Source organism: Geofilum sp. OHC36d9, from assembly GCF_052400685.1.
In the GTDB taxonomy this organism is placed as follows: domain Bacteria; phylum Bacteroidota; class Bacteroidia; order Bacteroidales; family Marinilabiliaceae; genus CAZHHH01.
In genome coordinates, this window is sequence record NZ_JBQTGJ010000019.1 from 15607 (window position 1) to 35203 (window position 19597).

General features: G+C 40.7%; 14 protein-coding genes. 10 read left to right on the forward strand and 4 right to left on the reverse strand.

Annotated features, from left to right (window positions below; translation table 11 throughout):
• Window positions 1-227: 227 nt before the first annotated feature.
• The 4 genes from ACT3CD_RS14480 (at window position 228) to ACT3CD_RS14495 (ending at window position 4607) form a co-directional block, all read left to right on the forward strand.
• Window positions 228-2174 carry an LTA synthase family protein gene (locus ACT3CD_RS14480; RefSeq protein ID WP_444646365.1) on the forward strand — a complete coding sequence of 649 codons (1947 nt, stop codon included), beginning with the start codon at window positions 228-230 and terminating at the stop codon, window positions 2172-2174.
• Between the two features lie 448 nt (window positions 2175-2622).
• A complete protein-coding gene (locus tag ACT3CD_RS14485) occupies window positions 2623-2895 on the forward strand; it encodes an HU family DNA-binding protein (RefSeq protein WP_444646366.1) in 273 nt (90 codons plus the stop codon).
• Window positions 2896-3020: 125 nt separating this feature from the next.
• A complete protein-coding gene (locus ACT3CD_RS14490; RefSeq protein WP_444646367.1) occupies window positions 3021-3737 on the forward strand; it encodes a TrmH family RNA methyltransferase in 717 nt (238 codons plus the stop codon).
• A gap of 156 nt (window positions 3738-3893) precedes the next feature.
• Window positions 3894-4607 (forward strand): LytR/AlgR family response regulator transcription factor, encoded by a 714-nt coding sequence (locus ACT3CD_RS14495; RefSeq protein WP_444646368.1) that lies wholly within the window; start codon window positions 3894-3896, stop codon window positions 4605-4607.
• A gap of 160 nt (window positions 4608-4767) precedes the next feature.
• Here the strand turns inward: ACT3CD_RS14495 and ACT3CD_RS14500 are convergent, their stop codons facing one another.
• From ACT3CD_RS14500 to ACT3CD_RS14510, 3 genes are all read right to left on the reverse strand, one after another.
• The gene (locus ACT3CD_RS14500) at window positions 4768-6099 is read right to left on the reverse strand and encodes a hypothetical protein (protein ID WP_444646369.1); all 1332 of its coding nucleotides are present in this window, start codon (window positions 6097-6099) and stop codon (window positions 4768-4770) included.
• Window positions 6100-6191: 92 nt separating this feature from the next.
• Window positions 6192-7184, reverse strand: a complete 993-nt coding sequence (locus tag ACT3CD_RS14505) for a porin (protein WP_444646370.1) — start codon at window positions 7182-7184, stop codon at window positions 6192-6194.
• A 58-nt stretch (window positions 7185-7242) separates the two neighbouring features.
• Window positions 7243-9495, reverse strand: coding sequence for an anion permease (locus ACT3CD_RS14510; protein ID WP_444646371.1), 2253 nt, complete (start codon window positions 9493-9495; stop codon window positions 7243-7245).
• Window positions 9496-9721: 226 nt separating this feature from the next.
• Between ACT3CD_RS14510 and ACT3CD_RS14515 the strand changes: the two genes are divergently transcribed.
• From ACT3CD_RS14515 to ACT3CD_RS14530, 4 genes are all read left to right on the forward strand, one after another.
• Window positions 9722-10363 carry a LysE family translocator gene (locus ACT3CD_RS14515; RefSeq protein ID WP_444646372.1) on the forward strand — a complete coding sequence of 214 codons (642 nt, stop codon included), beginning with the start codon at window positions 9722-9724 and terminating at the stop codon, window positions 10361-10363.
• Window positions 10364-10406: 43 nt separating this feature from the next.
• Complete coding sequence (locus ACT3CD_RS14520; protein WP_444646373.1) at window positions 10407-12059, forward strand: DUF6377 domain-containing protein; 1653 nt, start codon at window positions 10407-10409, stop codon at window positions 12057-12059.
• A gap of 294 nt (window positions 12060-12353) precedes the next feature.
• Entirely contained in the window at window positions 12354-14492 is a 2139-nt protein-coding gene (locus ACT3CD_RS14525; RefSeq protein WP_444646374.1) for a glycoside hydrolase family 97 protein, read from the forward strand.
• Between the two features lie 810 nt (window positions 14493-15302).
• Window positions 15303-15749 (forward strand): cold-shock protein, encoded by a 447-nt coding sequence (locus tag ACT3CD_RS14530; RefSeq protein ID WP_444646375.1) that lies wholly within the window; start codon window positions 15303-15305, stop codon window positions 15747-15749.
• Window positions 15750-16114: 365 nt separating this feature from the next.
• Here ACT3CD_RS14530 and ACT3CD_RS14535 read toward each other — a convergent pair whose 3' ends face one another.
• Window positions 16115-16924: an SDR family oxidoreductase gene (locus tag ACT3CD_RS14535; protein WP_444646376.1), complete on the reverse strand. Its 810-nt coding sequence runs from the start codon at window positions 16922-16924 to the stop codon at window positions 16115-16117.
• A 372-nt stretch (window positions 16925-17296) separates the two neighbouring features.
• Here ACT3CD_RS14535 and ACT3CD_RS14540 point away from each other — a divergent pair, with 372 nt between their 5' ends.
• A complete protein-coding gene (locus ACT3CD_RS14540; RefSeq protein ID WP_444646377.1) occupies window positions 17297-17839 on the forward strand; it encodes an FKBP-type peptidyl-prolyl cis-trans isomerase in 543 nt (180 codons plus the stop codon).
• 580 nt (window positions 17840-18419) lie between these two features.
• The gene (gene aroC, locus ACT3CD_RS14545; RefSeq protein WP_444646378.1) at window positions 18420-19496 is read left to right on the forward strand and encodes a chorismate synthase; all 1077 of its coding nucleotides are present in this window, start codon (window positions 18420-18422) and stop codon (window positions 19494-19496) included.
• Window positions 19497-19597: the final 101 nt, after the last annotated feature.

Genomic DNA, 19597 nt, shown 5'->3' on the forward strand with positions numbered 1-19597 from the left:
AATAATATTACTTCCCGTGGGCTACTTTGCTCACGGGTTTTCTTATTTTTGTGAGTTTCCGTGTATATTATTGAGACGGGTTCTTTTTTGGGTACGATTGTTGAAAACGCAAAAATTGGACTTTTGCAAGTACTACCTCTAATTTATGATGAAATAAGCATGGTTGCTATCACTATTGTTTTATTATTTTAACCTGTCATTTCAACTTTAAAACAAATTATCAACGAATGAAACGAATTGAAGCGAATGAATATCTGGTACTGATTTATAGAATTGGCTTAATGATGCTGATTTATTCTTTGTGCCGCCTGGGGTTTTATGTTTTTAATACCGGTTTTTTTACGAATGTTAACTTTCCTGACTTCATGCACATAATGTGGGGGGGATTAATGTTTGATATCAGCGCTTTATTATATTTAAACAGCCTGTATTTATTTTTGTTTTTACTCCCTTTTAGGTTTAAGTTCCGGTCGGGTTACCGACAGTTGCTTAAATGGATCTTTTTTATCATTAATGGCGCCGGTTTGGCTGCCAATGTAAGCGATTTTATTTATTACCGGTTTACCTTAAAGCGTACCACTTTTAGTGTTTTTGATGCTTTTAAGAATGAAGATAATATGTTGCAGTTATGGGGGCGGTTTCTTATTGATTACTGGTACGCCACATTATTTTGGGTCGCAATTGTTGCACTGATGGTCTGGTCGTATGGCCGTTTAAAATCTAAGCCTTTTTCTGTTGCCCGTGGGTGGTGGTACACACCGTTGGCTTTGGTTTTTTTGACCCTTTTTTCAGGCCTGACAATTGTGGGAATGCGCGGCGGATATCGTCATAGCACTCGGCCTATAACAATGAGCAATGCCGGTAAATTCGTTGACGCGCCCGAAGAGATGGCATTGGTGATTAATACGCCGTTTAGTATTTTACGTACCATCGGTAAAACGACTTTTAAGCCTGTTCATTTTTTGCCGGACGACCAGATTGAATCTGTTTTTACGCCCGTTTATCAGGCGCCTGACTCAGTTGTTAAGAAACCAATGAATGTGGTTGTCTTTATTCTTGAGAGTTTTAACAGAGAAAATTCGGGGTGGCTTAATCCGACCCTCGATGGTGGCCATTATAAAGGTTATACCCCGTTTTTGGACTCGTTGATGCAACAGTCCCTGGTTTTTCCCAATGCCTTTGCCAATGGGCGTAAATCAATCGATGCCATGCCATCTGTTCTGGCCTCGCTGCCAGCATTGGTACAACCTTTTGTTTTGTCTGAATATTCATCCAATCGTATTAATGGATTTGGCACAATGCTCAATGAGATGGGTTATCATACAGCCTTTTTTCATGGAGCTCCCAATGGATCGATGGGCTTTGATGCTTTTGCCAAAATGGCCGGGTTTGACGCTTACTATGGAAAAGATGAGTATAATAATAATGATGACTTTGATGGTGTTTGGGGGATTTGGGATGAACCATTTTTTCAGTTTTATGCCAATACCATCACTACTTTTAAAGAACCTTTCGCGACGGCCCTGTTTTCCGTCTCGTCACATCATCCGTTTCAAGTGCCGGAGAAATATAATGGTGTTTTCCCAAAAGGAACCTTGCCTATTCACCAATGTGTAGGTTACACAGATATGGCCTTACGTCGTTTTTTTGAGACCGCTTCGAAAACAGAATGGTATAAAAATACTTTATTTATTCTCACGGCAGATCATAGTGTTCCGTCGCATTTTCCCGAGTATAAGACCAATATTAATGGGTTTGCCATACCATTGGTTTTTTATGCCCCGGGTTTGCAGTTAAAGGGGGTTAATAACCGACTGGCACAACAGATTGACATATTACCCACTCTGATGCATTTGATTGGTTATCCTAAGGGGTTCGTGGCTTTCGGTAATGATTTGTTGAAGCCCGACAGTCAATCTTTTGTGTTGAATTATTCCAACGAAAGCTATCAGTTTATGAAGGGTGATTCGGTGTATTATTTTGATGGCGACAATATCCAGGCTTTTTATAATTATAAAAAAGATCCGTTTTTATCGCATAATCTTAAAAAGAATGGCACTCCTGACGCAACGGCCGTTAAAACCATGAAAGCGTTTATTCAACAATATATTAATAGAATGGTCAGAAATGAACTTACTGTGGATGAAGCACCCACTGATGGCGCTACAAATTAGCGTTTGTCTGTAAAGTTCAACTTCTGCCTTAATTTTGCAATGGAAATGTACGTTTACACAAGTAACCTTACATTTTCAAAGCTTCAAAATAAATATGTTTGCAGAAAAGCCTTATATCAATATAAATTGGATATTTTGATTTAATACGACTACAAAAGGATAAATTATTTGCGGATGAAATTCTTAAAAGGGATGCTTTCTTACCTGTGGCAGGGGTTTTCAGGGGAATATAAAATTAATCTGACCCCAATGTTTTCAGGTTATAAAAAAGTGTCCGTTTTCGTACTATTCTGGTTACTTAGAAGCTGATAAAAGTCTCTTTTCTAGAAAAATTAGGGGTTTCAGTGCAATTTTTTTGTTCTGAAATTTGGAAGCCATTAGAAATACTCTATATTTGTCATAGTAAGTTTAAAAACCTAGTTTTTAACCCTAAAATTTAATTACTATTATGAACAAAGCTCAATTAATTGATGCAATCGCCGGGGATTCAGGATTGACCAAGGCTGATGCAAAAAAAGCACTGGATGCTTTCTTAAAAGTAACCGGCGACGCTCTTAAGGGTGGCGATCGCGTTTCTTTGGTAGGATTTGGGTCTTTCGCAGTTTCTGCAAGAAGTGCCAGAACTGGTAGAAACCCTCAAACCGGTAAAGAAATTAGCATTCCTGCTAAAAAGGTTATTAAATTTAAGGCTGGTAGCGAATTGACTGACTCAGTTAATTAGTAATCACTTTAAAAGAAAAAGGAGAGGCTTCGTTGAGGACTCTCTTTTTTTATGTTTTTTGAGCAGGTTTTACTTGAAATTTATTGTTTTTTAACGATTTGTTGTTATTGGTTAAGTGACAGTTTATGAATCGATTGCGCGAAATTGAAAGCCTTCCTTCCATCGAGCGTCAGCAGCTGATAAATCATTTAAAAGCCTTTAAGTTGGATGAACGACTGAAAACGTTTGAGCGTGTCATTGAGGGACGCACAAACTACTTTACAGTTATGCTTGAGAATATTGTTCATCCGCATAATGCCAGTGCGGTCCTGCGTAGCTGCGATTGTTTTGGTGTTCAAACGGTTCATTTGGTCGACGATGCCGATAATTATGCTGTTAACCGAAAAGTAGCTATGGGCGCGTCAAAATGGTTGCATTTAAAACGTTACAGTACCTTCAGCAATAATAGTGAAACTGCCATTGCCACGTTAAAAGAAGCTGGTTACCGAATTGTGGCAACAACTCCACATAAAGAGGCGCCGTCGTTGTCGCAATTTGATATTTCAAAAGGACCCGCCGCCTTTGTTTTTGGGACTGAGCTCACAGGGATATCATCTGTCGTTGAAAGTCTGGCTGATGAGTTTATCACCATACCTATGGTGGGTTTTACCGAAAGTTTAAATTTATCGGTTTCTGTGGCTGTTTTGTTGCAAAGTGTGACGGCCCGTTTACATCTTTCTGATATCGATTGGCAATTGAATTATGATCAAAAACAGAATTTATTTCTCGAATGGCTTAGGAAAAGCATACCACATATCTCACTGATTGAAGAACGTTTTTTTAAGATGCGTTTAGAACGTTAATTTTTTAGTTTCAGTTTTTTATGTTCAATTACGGCCTCAATTGTAAAATGTTTTTGGTGACGTTTATCAACAAAATTTGGATGTTCGTACTAAAAAAAAGGTCGTTGGTCAGGTTTCTTGTGCATAATTTTATATTTTTGACTAAAATATGTGTGTATGAATTGCATTATTGTTGATGACGATAAGTTATCTGTTAAGATAATACAGGAATTTGTTGAGCGTACTGAAGCTTTAGAGCTGAAGGGGACTTTTAGTTCGGCTGTTGAGGCGCTGAGTATTCTTAACAGCCCTTTAAGTCAACCTGTGCAGCTCATATTTCTGGATATTGAAATGCCTGAGATGTCGGGAATTGAATTTCTAAAGGCTCTTAATGTTATTCCTCAGGTTATTATTTATTCTTCGCAAGAAAAATATGCGCTGGAATCCTACGAGTATGATGTGACAGATTATTTGTTGAAACCGGTGCATTATGGCCGTTTTATGAAGGCTATATCACGTGTTCGCGAGCGATTTGAGAAGAAGGAAAATCCAGTGAAACAGAGCACCGAAATATTTATTAAAAATAACTCCTCTCTGGTTCGGTTAAAGTACGATGATATTTTATGGGCAGAGGCGATGGAGAATTATGTGGTGCTTAATACTTTTAAAGATAAGTACACCATTCATTTCACCATGAAATCGTTGCTTGAGAAGTTGCCTTCTGATCGATTTATGAGGGTTCACCGCTCTTTTATTGTCAATTTTAGTCGCGTAAAATCAATTGAGGATAATTGTTTGATTTTGGTCACTGAAAATGGGATTAAATCCATTCCTGTTGGGAAATCTTTTCGTGAAAAACTGCTGAACGATATTAATTTGATTACTAAATAAATTCCGTTCATAAAGTGGGGCGGTGGAGCTTGAAAATAAGTTCAGTCCCACGACTCCAGCAGTCCGCAAAATGTGCGATTCTAAAGTAAATGGTCGGTTGGAGAGCAAGCCTAACGGCAGGAGTTGGACGCTGCCAACAGACTCTAAAATGAAGCAAATTTTAATCGAGTAATCCCGCCTGATCTAATAAGGTCCAACCCAACAGCCAGTTATTTAATGGCGATATTGCCCCTTTAAACGATACTTCTTCAATTCCATTTTTTGTCGGTGCCAGATTCTGATGTATGGCTTCGTTTGGCTCTAATTTCCATGGGGACGAGGTTAGGCCTGCATCGGTAATTTCATTTAAGCCGTCCTGAAAATGCTGGCTAAAGGAGGTGTTTTCGTTTCTGATGTCAAGTCCTGTTTTGGTGTAGACCTCAAATACTGATGTGCTATTATTATCGCTGATATTGTAAAATACATTGTTGTTGAGTTGCAGCCATCCCGAAAGATATTGTTGGTAGGAGTCCAGTTGGTCGCCGCTGTATTCAATTTTTACCCCTTCGCGTGATTCCACAAAAATTGAATTAATAATTGTTCCGGCGGCGCTGTTGTCGAAGCGTACTATTTGTCCGTTTTCTCCTGCGCCCCGGCCAATGAATGTGCCATTAGCAATGGTGGGACGCGTTTGGGGAAATCCCTTTTGATCACTTAGTTCAATTAGCAGGTCGCCTATTGTTTCGGACTCCAATCCGACGATAAACTGAACATTTCCAGTATACCCCAGATCGAAGTCAAATGCATCATCCCCGCAAAATGCGCATACCATATAGCGCGGATTTACTGTCCCTCCAAATATTTCGATGCCATCGTCGCGCGATGAAATGACTTCAATGTATTCAACAATGGTCTTATTACCTACACCGCCAAGTGTGAGTCCGTTTATTTCGTTATCAGGACTCAGGCGCGTGCCTGAATGCCGAATGGATACATATCTGAAGATGCCTGAGTTATCTTCGGTATCGGGTCCTCCGTATGTGGCGCGGGGTTCGCCCACAGGGATGCCTTCAATTTGATTTTCATTTTCTTCCGTGTTAACGGGGGCGTTACCCAGTATGATGACACCTCCCCAAAGACCGCTTGTTTCAAGGGGGACTGATCCTTCCAGATCATCGCCCTCAACCGTGAAAATGATGGGTTGTTCTTTGGTGCCATTGGCCATGATTTTGCCTCCGCGGGCAACGATCAATGCACTGGCATTTTCTCCCTGACCGGTTTTGGCATGTATTACAGTTCCAGCTTCTATTGTCAGTGTCTGTCCATCATTTACATAAACCTTGCCTTCAATCAGATACTTTTGATTCGCTGTCCACGAGGTGGTGCCGGTACCCTGTCCGTCGTCTGTTATTCTGATATATCCGTCGCTCAGGTAATAGTCTGATTTTGTACAACCGTAAAAGACTATTGCAACGATTATAACCAAACGTGAGTACCGAAGTAAATATTTCATAGACGTCACTTTTTTAATGTTAAAATAGGATGAAGTTGCCTGTCTGCTCGTATGTTGAAAATTGAACGTTTTATTGAGTCAATTGCATGTTGTTAAAACTTTACTTCCACGTTGATATGAAGCGATGATTCTGTTTCGCTGTTGACCGCTTCGGGAATCCAGGTGTAATAATTGGCCGACAGACGCACCTGCTTACTGGCTTTATATTCCAGTCCGGCAATGACTGCCGATCCGTTGCTGGCCAAATTCCATGGTATATCTGAACCGTCAAGAATGTTGGATGTGATATAGTCGTAACGACCCAAAATATTGAATTTTTTGCTAATATCTATTTGCCCAAATACGCTATAGCCATATAGGTTATAATCCGCCAAAAAGTCTCTATTAAATTGGTAATTGTATTCTGCTCCCAACAACAAGCGGTTCAATTTTTGACCCGCAAAGACCGACAGCGTACTTTGAGTAATTTCTTTTGAGGCATAGTCTCCATATATTCGGGTTGTAAATCCATTGAAAGGCTTAGCTGTTACTCCCATTGCCGCTTTGAATGTATTATCGTTTTGAAGACTTGAATAGCCTTCTCCATTATATACGGCAAAGTCGAAACTGTATTTGTTTAAATTATAGATGGCTTTAAAACCTATATCGGCACTGGGACCAAATTTGTATTCATCCATGAACGATTTGATAATATACCGTTTGTTCCAGAATGATTCACTTACTTTGAATTGTAGGGCGTCAATGAGTCCGAATGCCAGTTTTAGGTTGTGGTAATCGTAATAGAGGGCGGCTGTTTTAAAATACCCAAACCGCCTTAGCAATGAGTAGGAGGATACATCGTCAGGCGATCCGATGTCAAGTTTTACCTCGGCCGAAAAACCATCCTGAAGCTCCTTAAAATAGCCGATGTAGGCTCTTTTAACTTCAAAAGCTGTTTGTTGTTCTTCTCCCTCCAGTGTGGTGTTAAATTCCGAAAAGATGGTGGCGTAAAAGCGCCCTTTGTCCGGTTCTGATTTTGTTTGAGCAGTCAGCATTGTCATAGTCAAGCTGCCCGCCAATAAAAGCATGGCTTTGGCACGTTTCATTTCCTGTGTGTATGATAAAACGGGCATTGCTTTGTGTGGAAGCAATGCCCGAAAATGGTTATTTTTTTAAGAATGTTACAAAATCTCGTTGCGCTTTTAACAGATTTACTAAATGTAACATCATATTTTGGGTTTCGTGCAATACATTTAAGTAAAGCATACTTATTTTGGTCCCGGCACGATCTTTTTTGATCCTTTTTAATTGTCCTTTTCTGAAGCTTTTTATTTGCTCAAGCAGTGCTGCCTGATCTTCAAAAATCTTATTTGATTCACTAAAGTTCTTTTTGTTTATGATCTGGATACTTTTTACTATGATTGATTTAACCTTGATTTGTAGTAGATTAAGATCTTCAAACTGCTCTTCGGTAAATACTCTGTGATTGTTATCAAGATGCTCGAAGCATGGGTTTGTGATGAAAGAGAGGCAATGGGTTGTTTCGCGAAGATAATCGAGGACCTGAACATAGTAGAGCCCGGAGTCGATACTTTCTTCCTGAAGTTTGCGTACCGTCGCAAATACGTTGCTTTTAAGTTTTTTGGTTTTTTTATTTATCTGTTCCACATCTTTTACTATTTCTTTGAGCGACTTGCGGTCTTCGGCCTCAAATGAAGTCAGCGTGTTTGAATATAATTGGGAGATTTTGTTTAGCGTTTCAGTGACGCTAATGGTGCATTTTTCCAGAACTTTTTCTGACTGAATAACGCCGTTAATATCCTCTATTTCAATTTCAGTCGTTTCGATTTCTTTTGTCTCACCTTTTTTTGAGAAAAGATGACTCCTAATCAGCATAAAAAAGGCGAGTATCAGGAGTCCGGCAATGGCCCACTGGCCTCCAAAGAGAATGGCATTGGCCACCAAAAATGCAATGGTAAAGGCCGAGAAAGCTGTGAAGAACCATCCGCCAATCACTGAAAGTACCCCTGTAATACGGTAAACGGCACTGTCGCGACCCCAGGCTCGGTCAGATAACGAGCTTCCCATTGCAACCATGAATGTGACGTATGTGGTGGATAGCGGAAGTTTTAACGAGGTGGCGCTGGCGATTAATATGCTGGCTACGACCAGGTTTACAGAGGCTCGTAACATGTCAAAAGCTGGCGCATCTAAGTCTTTTTTTTGCGGTGTGAGGCCTGAAGTGTCAAATTGTTTTTCTATTTGTCGCTTAATGGGCTCAGGAATGATTTTATTAACTGAGGTCGATAAGGCTATTGAGCTTCTAACAATGGAACGGGCAAAAAAGGAAGACCCAAATCGTTCTTCACCTTCGGACTGTCGACTGAGATCCACGGAAGTTTTTACCACTTTACGGGCTTTTTTTGAAAACCAAAGTGTCAATACCATTATTAAGCCGGCGATCAGTAAAAAGAATGTCTTCGTTTGAACCGGGTCGGATAGTGATCCCATCAAAAAAGTTGACGGCGTGGCGCCCGGGGTTGAAATGAAAACTTTGAACGATTCGTATCCAGCCAATGGTACGCCGATGAAATTTACCAGATCGTTACCGGCAAAGGCCATGGCCAGAGCAAATGTCCCGACTAAAACGGTAAATTTAAGGATGTTTAGTTTGAATAACCATTGAGATATTTGCAACAGACCGGTCCAGCCTATTAAGCTGTATAGAATGATGAGATGGCTGTTGTTATGAATCCAGTTTTGGGTATCGGTGGTCATAAAGGTGGCTCCTTTGGCCCCTTTAACCAGGATGAAGTAGGTGATGGCAGTAATGGCGAAACCTCCCCATAAGGCTCCCAGATATTTTATCCTTTTTTCGTATCGGAACGAAAAGATCAGACGAGCCACAAACTGGACCACTGCTCCTACGGTAAATGAGATTACCACAGAGATTAGAATCCCCGAGATAATTGCCAGTGCTTTGGCTGAGTTAATATAATCGCTCATCGGTATTTCAGGGTTATTCATGGCTTTAATGATAGCCACGCCTACCGCAGCCCCCAATAATTCAAAAACGATTGATACTGTGGTAGAGGTTGGAAGCCCAAATGTGTTGAACAAATCCAGTAATACCACATCGGTAATCATTACTGCCAGAAAAATAATCATTATCTCTTCAAAGAAGAAATACCCTGGGTTGAACATGCTTTTCCGCGCAATTTCCATCATTCCTCCTGAAAAGGTTGCGCCAATAAATACGCCTAATGCTGCTATGGCCATTATAATTTTGAAAGGCGCAGCTTTGGAACCAATGGCTGAGTTTAGAAAGTTGACGGCATCGTTGCTTACGCCAACCACGAGATCGGATATGGCTAGTACAAACAGTACTATAACCAAAATTAGATAGATGTTTTCCATTCTTACAATCACTATTTAGTCGCCGGCAAACTTACTTTCATCTGGGGTGCGGAATATTGTCAGTAGTTTAATTCTATGTTAAGAAATTGTTAAGTCATTTTTTGGAATGGCTATAATTAGTTAATATTAACAAATTTATGGGGAAAAAATAACATTTGCGTCCATTTTATGGGCTATTTTTTGTTAGAGTGTTTTATAAAGAGTGATTTTTTCAGATATTTGCCACATGGATTGGAATGGATTCTTTGATGGTATGATTGTTGGGTTTTCTGCCTCGGTTCCTTTGGGACCAATAGGAGTGCTGTGCATTCAACGTACGCTTCAGCGGGGACGTTGGGCTGGTTTTATGTCGGGCCTGGGGGCTGCATTTTCTGATACAATCTATGCTATTATTGCCGGATTTAGTTTGTCGTATATTGTTTCTTTTATTGAGGAACAATTTCTTTGGATTCAGATTTTTGGCGCTATTATACTTATCTTTTTGGGCGTATACATATTTCGATCCAACCCTGCCGTGCAACTTCGACGACAAAGACAACGAAGGGGAAACCTTTTTCAGGATTTTGTATCTACTTTTTTACTGACCATTTCTAATCCGTTGGCAGTATTTCTTTTTATTGCTTTTTTTGCCGGATTTCGGGTCGTTGATCCTTCTTCAGGCCTGATAGGCCAGATGATTCTTATTACCGGTGTCTTTTTGGGGGCTGCAACGTGGTGGTTCATGTTGACTTCCGTGGTTGGCTTCTTCAGATCAGCCGTTAATTTGAGACGTTTGTACTGGATTAATAAAATTGCCGGAGCTGCCATTATCGTTTTAGTAATAATTGGTATGACAGTGTGGATGATTCGTGATTATGTTATGAAGTGAATTTTTTTTTATGCCCCTCTGATAACTGTAACTGCAACTTGTTATGAAGCAGTCAGCCTTTGTATTATTCTTTTTTTTATCTGTCGCTTGTTTGGATGGTCAGTCGTTTTCGGTTGACTCGGCTTTGCGAGTACTGGATTCTACTCTTTTACGGAAGAATGAGTTTATTAGGGAGAAAGAAAACCGTGTGGATGCTATTAAAGTTGAGTTGAATGAGTCGACATCTCAGGACTCGGTTTTCTTGCTTTTGGGCAAACTGTTTTTTGAATATTTACCCTATAATACCGACTCGGCTTTTTACTTCGCCCGACAACGGGTTGCTAGTGCCCAAACTAACGGTCGGGCCGATTGGTACCAGGAGGCTCTGTTAAATATGGTGTCGGTCTATAATTCAACAGGCATGTATCTGGAGGCTGTTGAATGGCTCAGGCGGGTTTCCCGCCCGGCAATGACGCCTAAGGTACAATTGGCTTATTATCATCTCTGCAGAACTTTATATGGTGCCTTGGCCGATTATTCCATTTTTCAGGGCGAAAAGAAGAGCTATCAGACTTTAACGCAAAACTATCGCGATAGTATTATTCTGGCTTCCGGGTCGTACAGTGAAGATGTAAAAGTGGTTAAGGCTGATGCCATGATTGCTAAAGGTGAGTATCGTGATGCAATTAATTTGCTTTTGTCAGATCATAACGATCTTCAGGGTACAACTCATCAAAAGGCCATTGTCTGTTATACCATTGCCGATGCCTGGCATGGACTGGGCAATAGTGAAATGGAGTTGTATTATCTGGCCTTGTCATCGGTTTATGATGTAAGGGCCGCTGTGAGAGAATACATCTCATTGTGGCGGTTGGCTGAACGTTTATTTGAACATGGCGACATTGAACGGGCGTATCGTTATCTGCAAGTGTCGCTGAAGGATGCCACGGCCGGAAACGCACGGCTTCGAACCATTCGTATTTCAGAGATTTACCCCATCATTGCCAATTCGTATGAGGCGATGGTGCAGCGTCAGCAGCAGCAGTTACGTAAACAGTTGATGACGATAACGTTACTGGCTGTAATTTTGTTTATGGCGGTGGCCCTTGTGTTATGGCAGGTGTCACGTTTGGGCCGGGCGCGAAAAGCGTTGAGTAACGCCAATGAACGACTGGAAATGATTAACGGGGAATTAAGTCTGCGAAATGAAAATCTCAAAGATTTAAATCAGATCATTACCGAAAATAGTTTTATCAAGGAGGCTTATATTGGTAGATACATGCAACAATGTTCTCTTTATCTCGATAAAATGGATCATTTTCGGCGTTGGGTGAGGAAGATGGCCGCAGGGCCTAAAGATGACCTGCTGGAGGCATTGAAATCCTCTGAAATAGTGGATGATGAACTCCGAGAGTTTTACAACGGTTTTGATGATGCTTTCCTTCATTTGTTTCCTGATTTTGTGAAAGAATTTAATGCTTTACTTAATCCCAATGAGCAGGTGGTGCTTAAACCTGGCGAGTTGCTTAACACTGAACTTCGTATTTATGCTCTTATTCGATTGGGAATCAGCGACAGTGATAAAATTGCTGATTTCTTGAGATATTCTGTCTCCACCATCTATAATTATCGTACCAGAGTTAGAAATAAAGCGGCTGGCGAACGTCAACACTTTGAAGAAAAAGTGATGAAAATTGGTGTTAAACCGGGCATTTAAAACTTTGTTTAGACTACCTTTTTGAGGCTTGTTTTTACTAAGCTTTTTATGCAATATGCTGATATGTAGTCTGTTCTTATTTTATGTCTTTTCGTTTTTACTACTTTTTTACTTTATACCTTAGTTTTGTTTGTGGTTGTCTGATACATTTGTCGTAGCTTCATTTTAAAATGATGTCAGTTAATCATCGTAAAAATAAGAATTATGAAACGAGCCCTGGGAATAGCTTCACACACAGAAGTATGATTATCCTGGCGAGTTCCATATGACAACTGAAAAACAAATTGTAAACATATGAAAAAGTTATTGTTAATATTTATTAGTGCATTAGCCATGTTATCAGTTACGCGAGCCGAAGAATTGCAATCGCCCAACAAAGAATTGGTTCTTCATTTTGATGTAAAGGATGGGCGCCCCGTTTATCGGTTAGACTACAAAGGTAAAGCGGTGATTAAGGAGAGTGGTTTAGGATTGTCATTAACCGATGCCGTCGATTTAATGGGTGGTTTTAAGGTGACGGCTGTTAAACGGGACGCCTTTGATGAAACATGGGAGCCGGTGTGGGGTGAGTGGAAAACCATACGCAACCATTACCAGGAAATGTTAGTGACCTTGAGCCAGACCGAAACAAACCGTGTTATGAATATTCGTTTTCGTTTATTCGACGATGGGTTGGGCTTTCGATACGAATGGCCTGAACAGGATAATCTGACTTATTTTGTGATTAAAGAAGAGCATTCTCAGTTTGCGATGGCCGGCGATCATACGGCTTTCTGGATTCCAGGGGATTATGATACGCAGGAATACGATTATACAACTTCTAAATTGACCGAAATCAGGGGGCTAATGGATGGTGCTATTACAGGCAATGCTTCACAAACCTCCTTTTCGCCTACCGGCGTTCAAACGGCTTTGATGATGAAAAGTGATGATGGTTTGTACATTAATCTTCACGAAGCTGCATTGGTAAATTACAGTTGCATGCATCTGATTCTGGATGATGAAAAGCTGGTGTTTGAATCGCACTTAACTCCCGATGCAATAGGCAATATGTGTTATATGCAGGCACCCTGCCATTCGCCGTGGCGTACAGTTATCGTCAGCGATCGGGCAGCAGATATTTTGGAATCCAAAATAACGCTTAACCTGAACGAGCCAACCAAATATAAAGATACATCCTGGATTAAACCGGTTAAGTATATTGGCGTTTGGTGGGAAATGATTACCGGTAAAAGCAGTTGGGCATATGCCGATGTGCCATCGGTGAAGCTCGGTGAGACCGACTATTCAAAATTGAAACCCAACGGAAAGCATGCTGCGAACAACGAACGCGTTAAGTATTACATTGATTTTGCAGCCCGCCATGGCTTTGATGCCGTGCTGGTGGAAGGCTGGAACATTGGCTGGGAGGATTGGTTTGGTAAATCCAAAGATTATGTATTTGATTTTGTGACGCCTTATCCCGATTTTGATGTTAAGATGCTGAATGGTTATGCCGCCTCTAAAGGTGTGAAATTAATGATGCACCACGAAACGTCGAGTTCGGTACGTAACTATGAACGTCACATGGATCAGGCTTATCAGTTTATGGTGGATAATGGCTATAATGCCGTGAAGAGTGGTTACGTGGGAGATATTATTCCCCGTGGCGAGTATCATTATGGCCAGTGGATGATTAATCATTATTTGTATGCCGTGACAAAGGCCGCTGATTATAAAATTATGGTTAACGCGCACGAGGCGGTGCGCCCAACCGGTCTGTCTCGTACCTATCCCAACCTGATTGGTAATGAGTCGGCTCGTGGTACCGAATACGAAGCCTTTGGCGGCAGTCATCCCGATCACACCACCATACTGCCGTTTACCCGACTCATTGGTGGCCCCATGGACTATACGCCAGGTATTTTTGTTACCGATATTAGTAAGCTGAATCCCGACAATCACTCATGGGTTCGTTCAACCATTGCCCGCCAGCTGGCATTGTATGTTACCATGTACAGTCCGCTGCAAATGGCGGCTGATTTGCCCGAGAATTATAATATGTTTCTGGATGCTTTCCAGTTTATTAAAGATGTGGCTGTTGATTGGGACGATACTAAAGTGCTGGCCGCCGAGCCCGGCGATTACATCACTATTGCACGAAAAGCCAAAGATTCCAATAATTGGTTCATTGGCACTACCGTGGATGAAAATGGCTATACTTCCAATATCAGCTTTGATTTTCTGAATCCCGGTAAAACTTATGTGGCCACCATCTACGCCGATGGAAAAGATGCCCATTATCGTGATAATCCGCAATCGTATCGCATTCGTAAGGTATTGGTCAGTAATAAATCAAAACTGACGCAGAAATGCGCCCCCGGTGGTGGTTATGCCATTAGTGTTATGGAAGTGACTGATAAAGATCAAACCAAAGGTTTAAGGCGATTGTAGTCGTTCAGAATGTTTGCCCGGAAATTTTTGAGGCAGATACAAAAATGATATTTTAAAACGATAACACCTGTTAACGGAGGTGTTGAACTGAGCCCTGACTAATTTGTCAGGGCTTTTAGCTTTCTGCCGGATCATGTTAAAGAAAACGCATGGCAAGCAGTGAGTAATTATCTAATTTTTTCATACATTTGAGGCTGAATTTGTTTTTTATGTCTTGATGGCATTTTTGTGATTGAATAATAGAAGAAATTGCGTAATCCAGAGAATACTTCAATTCCATGCTCTGGCGGTTATAGGTGTTAATATTTCCGGTTTACAAGATGCCACAATCTTTCAATAAAGATATTGTCAAGTGCTCGTCCTTTTTTATCCGGACTTAATTATTTAAGTTTTAGGTGTTAGGTGATCAATTCATAATGGACAGATAGTCTGGTCTGAAATCAATGTTTTTTATAAATTAATATTGCTTTTTTGTTAGGCGCTGAGATTGTTTTTAACCTCTGCATCGTAGTCAATAGATCAGGTCGAAAACTGATCTTCGTAATCTTTGATTGTGGCTTTTGATGTTCAGCCCGGATAAAAGATTAGGTTGAATCTATTTTACGATGACAAAATTGCTGAAGTTATATTTTTTCAACTTAACTTGTAGTCCTGATTTTTTGGGTATTAGGATAAGTGCAGTCACCGTAACCGAAGCGAATGCAAATTTGATTATAGCAACAGATCCGGGTGGAGAATGTCAAAAATAAATGAATGAATAAAGCCAATGCTTCGTTGCATTAGCAAGTATTAAACAAAAAATAATAATTAATGGGAAAATCACAAGAAACTTATAACAAGAAAGAAAAAGAGAAAAAGCGTTTGAAGAAACGTCAGGACAAAGAAGCAAAAAGAGAAGAACGTAAGGCGCTTCCCAAAAATTCAGGACTAGAGAGTATGATAACCTATGTTAATGAATTTGGAAATTTTTCTGACACGCCACCGGATCCAACAAAAAGAAAAAAATTAAAGGCTGAAGATATAGAGCTTGGCGTTCCAAAAAGAGAAAAAGAAGAAGTGGACCCCATTCGAATGGGAAAAGTTGAGTTTTTCAATAATGAAAAAGGATATGGGTTCATTAAAGAAAATGAGACAAATGAAAAGTTCTTTGTTCATGTGAGCAGCCTCACTGAAGAGATCGTTGAAAACGACAAAGTTTCGTTTGAACTGGAACAAGGTTTAAAAGGTTTGAACGCTGTTCGGGTGAAGAAAATCTGATATTGTAGATAGGGCTTGCCGGAAGGGGCATTTTTTGCGTCAGGCTTCTCCTGTATTGAGTGATTTACATTAGTGAATTTACTTTTTTACTTAAGTTTTCAATTTTATGGACAGGTACTTGATTAGTGTCGTCTGATATAGCAATTGTGAAATTTGTTTGGAATTTGGTTAAGACCACACAAATAATAGTTGCAGAGAAATAAAACCACAAAAAGCAGTTGGAAAGATAAAAATTTTCAACTGCTTTTTGTGGTTTTATATTCATCTATACCAGAATGTTTCGGAAAACGAAGTCTGGTTTAATATTGTTTCATTTTAGCCTTGAAGTGGTTTGTTTTAGGCAATTTATTCTTGTGTTTCACGAATCAGTGGAACGGAGAATTGGGCTCCTTTGCCATGTGCATATAACTGAGCCGGTCCAGAAGCGATGGCCACCATTTATGCATGAAGACGGTGAATTTACCTTCGGCAAAGGTAAGTATAAGCGTTCTTTTCCTTTTAATGATGGCTTTTGAAATGTGAACCGCCACCTCTTGGGCACTCATCATTTTATTTTCGGCGCGTGGCGTTTCTCCCTGCTGCGAACCATCGGCTGTGAGGGCCGACTTACGTACATTAGACGCCGTAAAGCCGGGGGCTGTAATCAAAACGTGAAGACCTTGTTTTCGGTTTTCGACGCGTATTGTTTCCAGAAAACCCTGCATCGCAAATTTGCTGGCTGAATAACCGGCACGCCCGGGTAATCCTATAAACCCCGCTATGGATGAGATTCCTACCACCGAACCTTTTTCTTTGAGAATATAGGGGAGCGCATATTTGGTACAATATACTGTTCCCCAAAAATTAACATCCATGAGGCTTTTCATGACTGATAAGTCCAATTCCGTGAATATGGCGCGCATTGATAGGCCGGCATTATTAATCAGAATGTCGATTTTTCCAAAGCGTTTTATGGTGTTCTCAACCAATTGTCGACAGTCGGCCTCCTGGCTGACATCGGTACGGGTTATTTCCACCTGGTGACCTTCTTGTTCTAGTTCCTGTTGAAGTGCCTGCAATTTGTCAAATGAGCGTGCTCCCAATGACACGAGCGCTCCTCGTCGGGCCATTTCCCGGGCACAGGCCATGCCAATTCCTGATGAGGCGCCTGTGATGATTATTACCTTGTTTAACATATTTCAAGATTCCAGTCTGCTATTTTTTTTGTTTGAATGTTCGAAATTAAGAAAAATAAGTTTTGTTGATAGCATTGACACTTGAAATTCCTTTGGTTTGTGAGTTCTGAAAGTTGGTTGGTATTTCAGCTTAGGTAATTCGTGTTTTTGGAATGTGCCATAGCTTTGTCGCTTGGTTTCCCGATATCGGTTGGGTGAAACTTCTGTTTCCATTAAAAAAAGTGTTAAATGACCGGTTGGGCTTAAGTTGTTTTTTGATAAGAACTAAATTCTCCTTTTCTTTGCATCTTTCTGGCGTATGCCAAAACCTTATATGTGCTGTTTTGTTTATTATAGCATCTTTATGCATTAAATTTTAAAAGGAATACTACCATGGAAATTGGAAGAAACAAATTTGTATCGCTTACCTATCAACTACGTCTTGATGGTGCTCAGGGAGAAATGATTGAAGAAACGAGTGCCGACAGTCCGCTGGAATTTGTGTTTGGTGCCGGACGTATGCTCGAAATGTTTGAAGAGAAACTGGATGGGATGAAGGCCGGTGATAAATTTGATTTTGAACTGAAAGCTAAGGATGCTTACGGTGAGGTCAATGAAGATGCTATTGTCGATTTGCCTAAAAATATTTTTGAAGTAAACGGTTCTGTTGATGAGGAAATGTTGACAGTTGGAAATTCAGTTCCCATGCAGGATGCCAATGGTAACCGTTTGAACGGTATTATACTGGAAGTTAGCGATGACGCTGTCAAAATGGATTTTAACCACCCTTTGGCTGGCGATAATCTGCATTTTTCTGGCGCTATCTTGTCTGTTCGTGAAGCTACCGAAGATGAATTAGTGGCTGTAACTAGCAGTTGCAGCAGCCATGGCGATGGTTGTGATTCTGGTTGTGGTGATAGTTGCGGATGCCATTAATCTTTTGGCGTTAATAATATTAAAAGAGGCTGCTCCATTTGGTGCAGCCTCTTTTGATTATGTGTATTAATGGATTATCGATATTAATGCGTTCAAATTAATTGTATGTTATGTAGAGTCCGTCTATAAAAGTGCAACTTCTGCGTTACGCTCTCTCTTAAAATAATCATTTATACCGGTAAGCTCACATTTTTCGAACTGCGCAAGCCTTGAATTTGCACTTTATAATCAAACTACCAACTTTATGGAGAGTCACTATGTCCTGCTTGCAATAGAAGTTCAAATTCGGCATCATGTTAGTCTTAAAAATGGTCATTTATTTTCGCAGAATCACATTCTTTGGACTTATAAAGCCTGAATTTGAAAATTTCTTATCAAGCACTTGAGCTTTCTTGCTGACACTGAATATAAAGCTATTGTTTATCGATAGACCGATATTACAATTTTATAGCGAATAAAGATTCCTTTTCAAGACCCTCTTTTTGTTTCTTACCAATTCATACATTATTTTTGACCTCAGACGTTATGCTGGTTATTAATCGTAAGCGTCAATTGTTATAATCTGATAATTTGAAATTGTATGGCTGGAAATAGTTTTGGAACTTTATATAAGCTGACTTCTTTTGGCGAGTCACATGGGGTTGGTGTAGGTGGTATTATTGAAGGGGTATTACCTGGTTTGGTTTTGGATATGAATTTTATTCAGGGAGAACTGAATCGACGACGTCCGGGACAGAGTGCCATAACCACACCACGCGATGAATCTGACCAGGTTGAGTTTCTGTCAGGGGTGTTTGAGGGGAAGACCACAGGTACGCCGTTGGCGTTTCTTATTCGTAATAAAGATCAACGTTCAGGTGATTATGGTAATTTAAAGGATTTATATCGGCCATCGCATGCCGATTATACTTATGAGGCTAAGTACGGACTCCGTGACCATAGAGGTGGGGGACGTGCTTCCGCGCGCGAGACCATTGCCCGGGTGGTGGCTGGTGCCATTGCTAAGCTGATGCTCCGTGATATGGGCGTTTCGATACAGGCGTTTGTGTCGCAGGTGGGGACGCTTAAACTTGAAAAATCCTATACCGATCTTGATCTATCGGTTGCCGAAACCAATATCGTTCGTTGTCCCGATCCTGAAACTGCTCAAAAAATGATTGATTATATCGATACGGTCCGTTTGGATCACGATTCGGTGGGGGGTATTGTGACCTGTGTGGTGGCCGGCGCGCCGGCTGGCCTGGGTGATCCAGTGTTCGATAAGCTTCATGCGACTCTGGGACATGCAATGCTTAGTATCAATGCTGTTAAAGGGTTTGAATATGGCACTGGATTCGATGCCGCCAAAATGAGAGGCTCGCTCCATAATGATGAGTTTACAGCCGAAAAGGGGATGATAAAAACAAGAACCAATCGGTCGGGGGGCATACAGGGCGGAATCGCCAATGGCGAAGACATCTATTTTAATGTGGCTTTTAAACCGGTGGCAACTATTACAAAGGATCAGAAGACGGTCGATAAAGACGGCAACGAAACGGTTATGAAGGCCAAAGGCCGTCACGATCCATGCGTTGTGCCCAGAGCTGTTCCCATTGTTGAGGCAATGGCTGCCATTGTGCTCGCAGATGCCGTCTTAATTAATAAATCATACAAATAGAGTGGGTGACCTTTGCTTTCCATCATTTGGGAGCGCCCGCCTGCCTTGTTTTTTGTGAAATTAGATGTCCTAAAATGGTATTTTGCAGAATTATATTGTGA

Excerpts from the sequence above, each read along its gene's own strand:
- aroC (WP_444646378.1), top strand. The coding sequence starts at position 18,420 with ATGGCTGGAAATAGTTTTGGAACTTTATATAAGCTGACTTCTTTTGGC.
- ACT3CD_RS14525 (WP_444646374.1), top strand. The coding sequence starts at position 12,354 with ATGAAAAAGTTATTGTTAATATTTATTAGTGCATTAGCCATGTTATCA.
- ACT3CD_RS14515 (WP_444646372.1), top strand. The coding sequence starts at position 9,722 with ATGGATTGGAATGGATTCTTTGATGGTATGATTGTTGGGTTTTCTGCC.
- ACT3CD_RS14510 (WP_444646371.1), bottom strand. The coding sequence starts at position 9,495 with ATGGAAAACATCTATCTAATTTTGGTTATAGTACTGTTTGTACTAGCC.
- ACT3CD_RS14535 (WP_444646376.1), bottom strand. The coding sequence starts at position 16,924 with ATGTTAAACAAGGTAATAATCATCACAGGCGCCTCATCAGGAATTGGC.
- ACT3CD_RS14530 (WP_444646375.1), top strand. The coding sequence starts at position 15,303 with ATGGGAAAATCACAAGAAACTTATAACAAGAAAGAAAAAGAGAAAAAG.
- ACT3CD_RS14500 (WP_444646369.1), bottom strand. The coding sequence starts at position 6,099 with ATGAAATATTTACTTCGGTACTCACGTTTGGTTATAATCGTTGCAATA.
- ACT3CD_RS14480 (WP_444646365.1), top strand. The coding sequence starts at position 228 with ATGAAACGAATTGAAGCGAATGAATATCTGGTACTGATTTATAGAATT.
- ACT3CD_RS14540 (WP_444646377.1), top strand. The coding sequence starts at position 17,297 with ATGGAAATTGGAAGAAACAAATTTGTATCGCTTACCTATCAACTACGT.
- ACT3CD_RS14505 (WP_444646370.1), bottom strand. The coding sequence starts at position 7,184 with ATGAAACGTGCCAAAGCCATGCTTTTATTGGCGGGCAGCTTGACTATG.
- ACT3CD_RS14490 (WP_444646367.1), top strand. The coding sequence starts at position 3,021 with ATGAATCGATTGCGCGAAATTGAAAGCCTTCCTTCCATCGAGCGTCAG.
- ACT3CD_RS14485 (WP_444646366.1), top strand. The coding sequence starts at position 2,623 with ATGAACAAAGCTCAATTAATTGATGCAATCGCCGGGGATTCAGGATTG.
- ACT3CD_RS14520 (WP_444646373.1), top strand. The coding sequence starts at position 10,407 with ATGAAGCAGTCAGCCTTTGTATTATTCTTTTTTTTATCTGTCGCTTGT.
- ACT3CD_RS14495 (WP_444646368.1), top strand. The coding sequence starts at position 3,894 with ATGAATTGCATTATTGTTGATGACGATAAGTTATCTGTTAAGATAATA.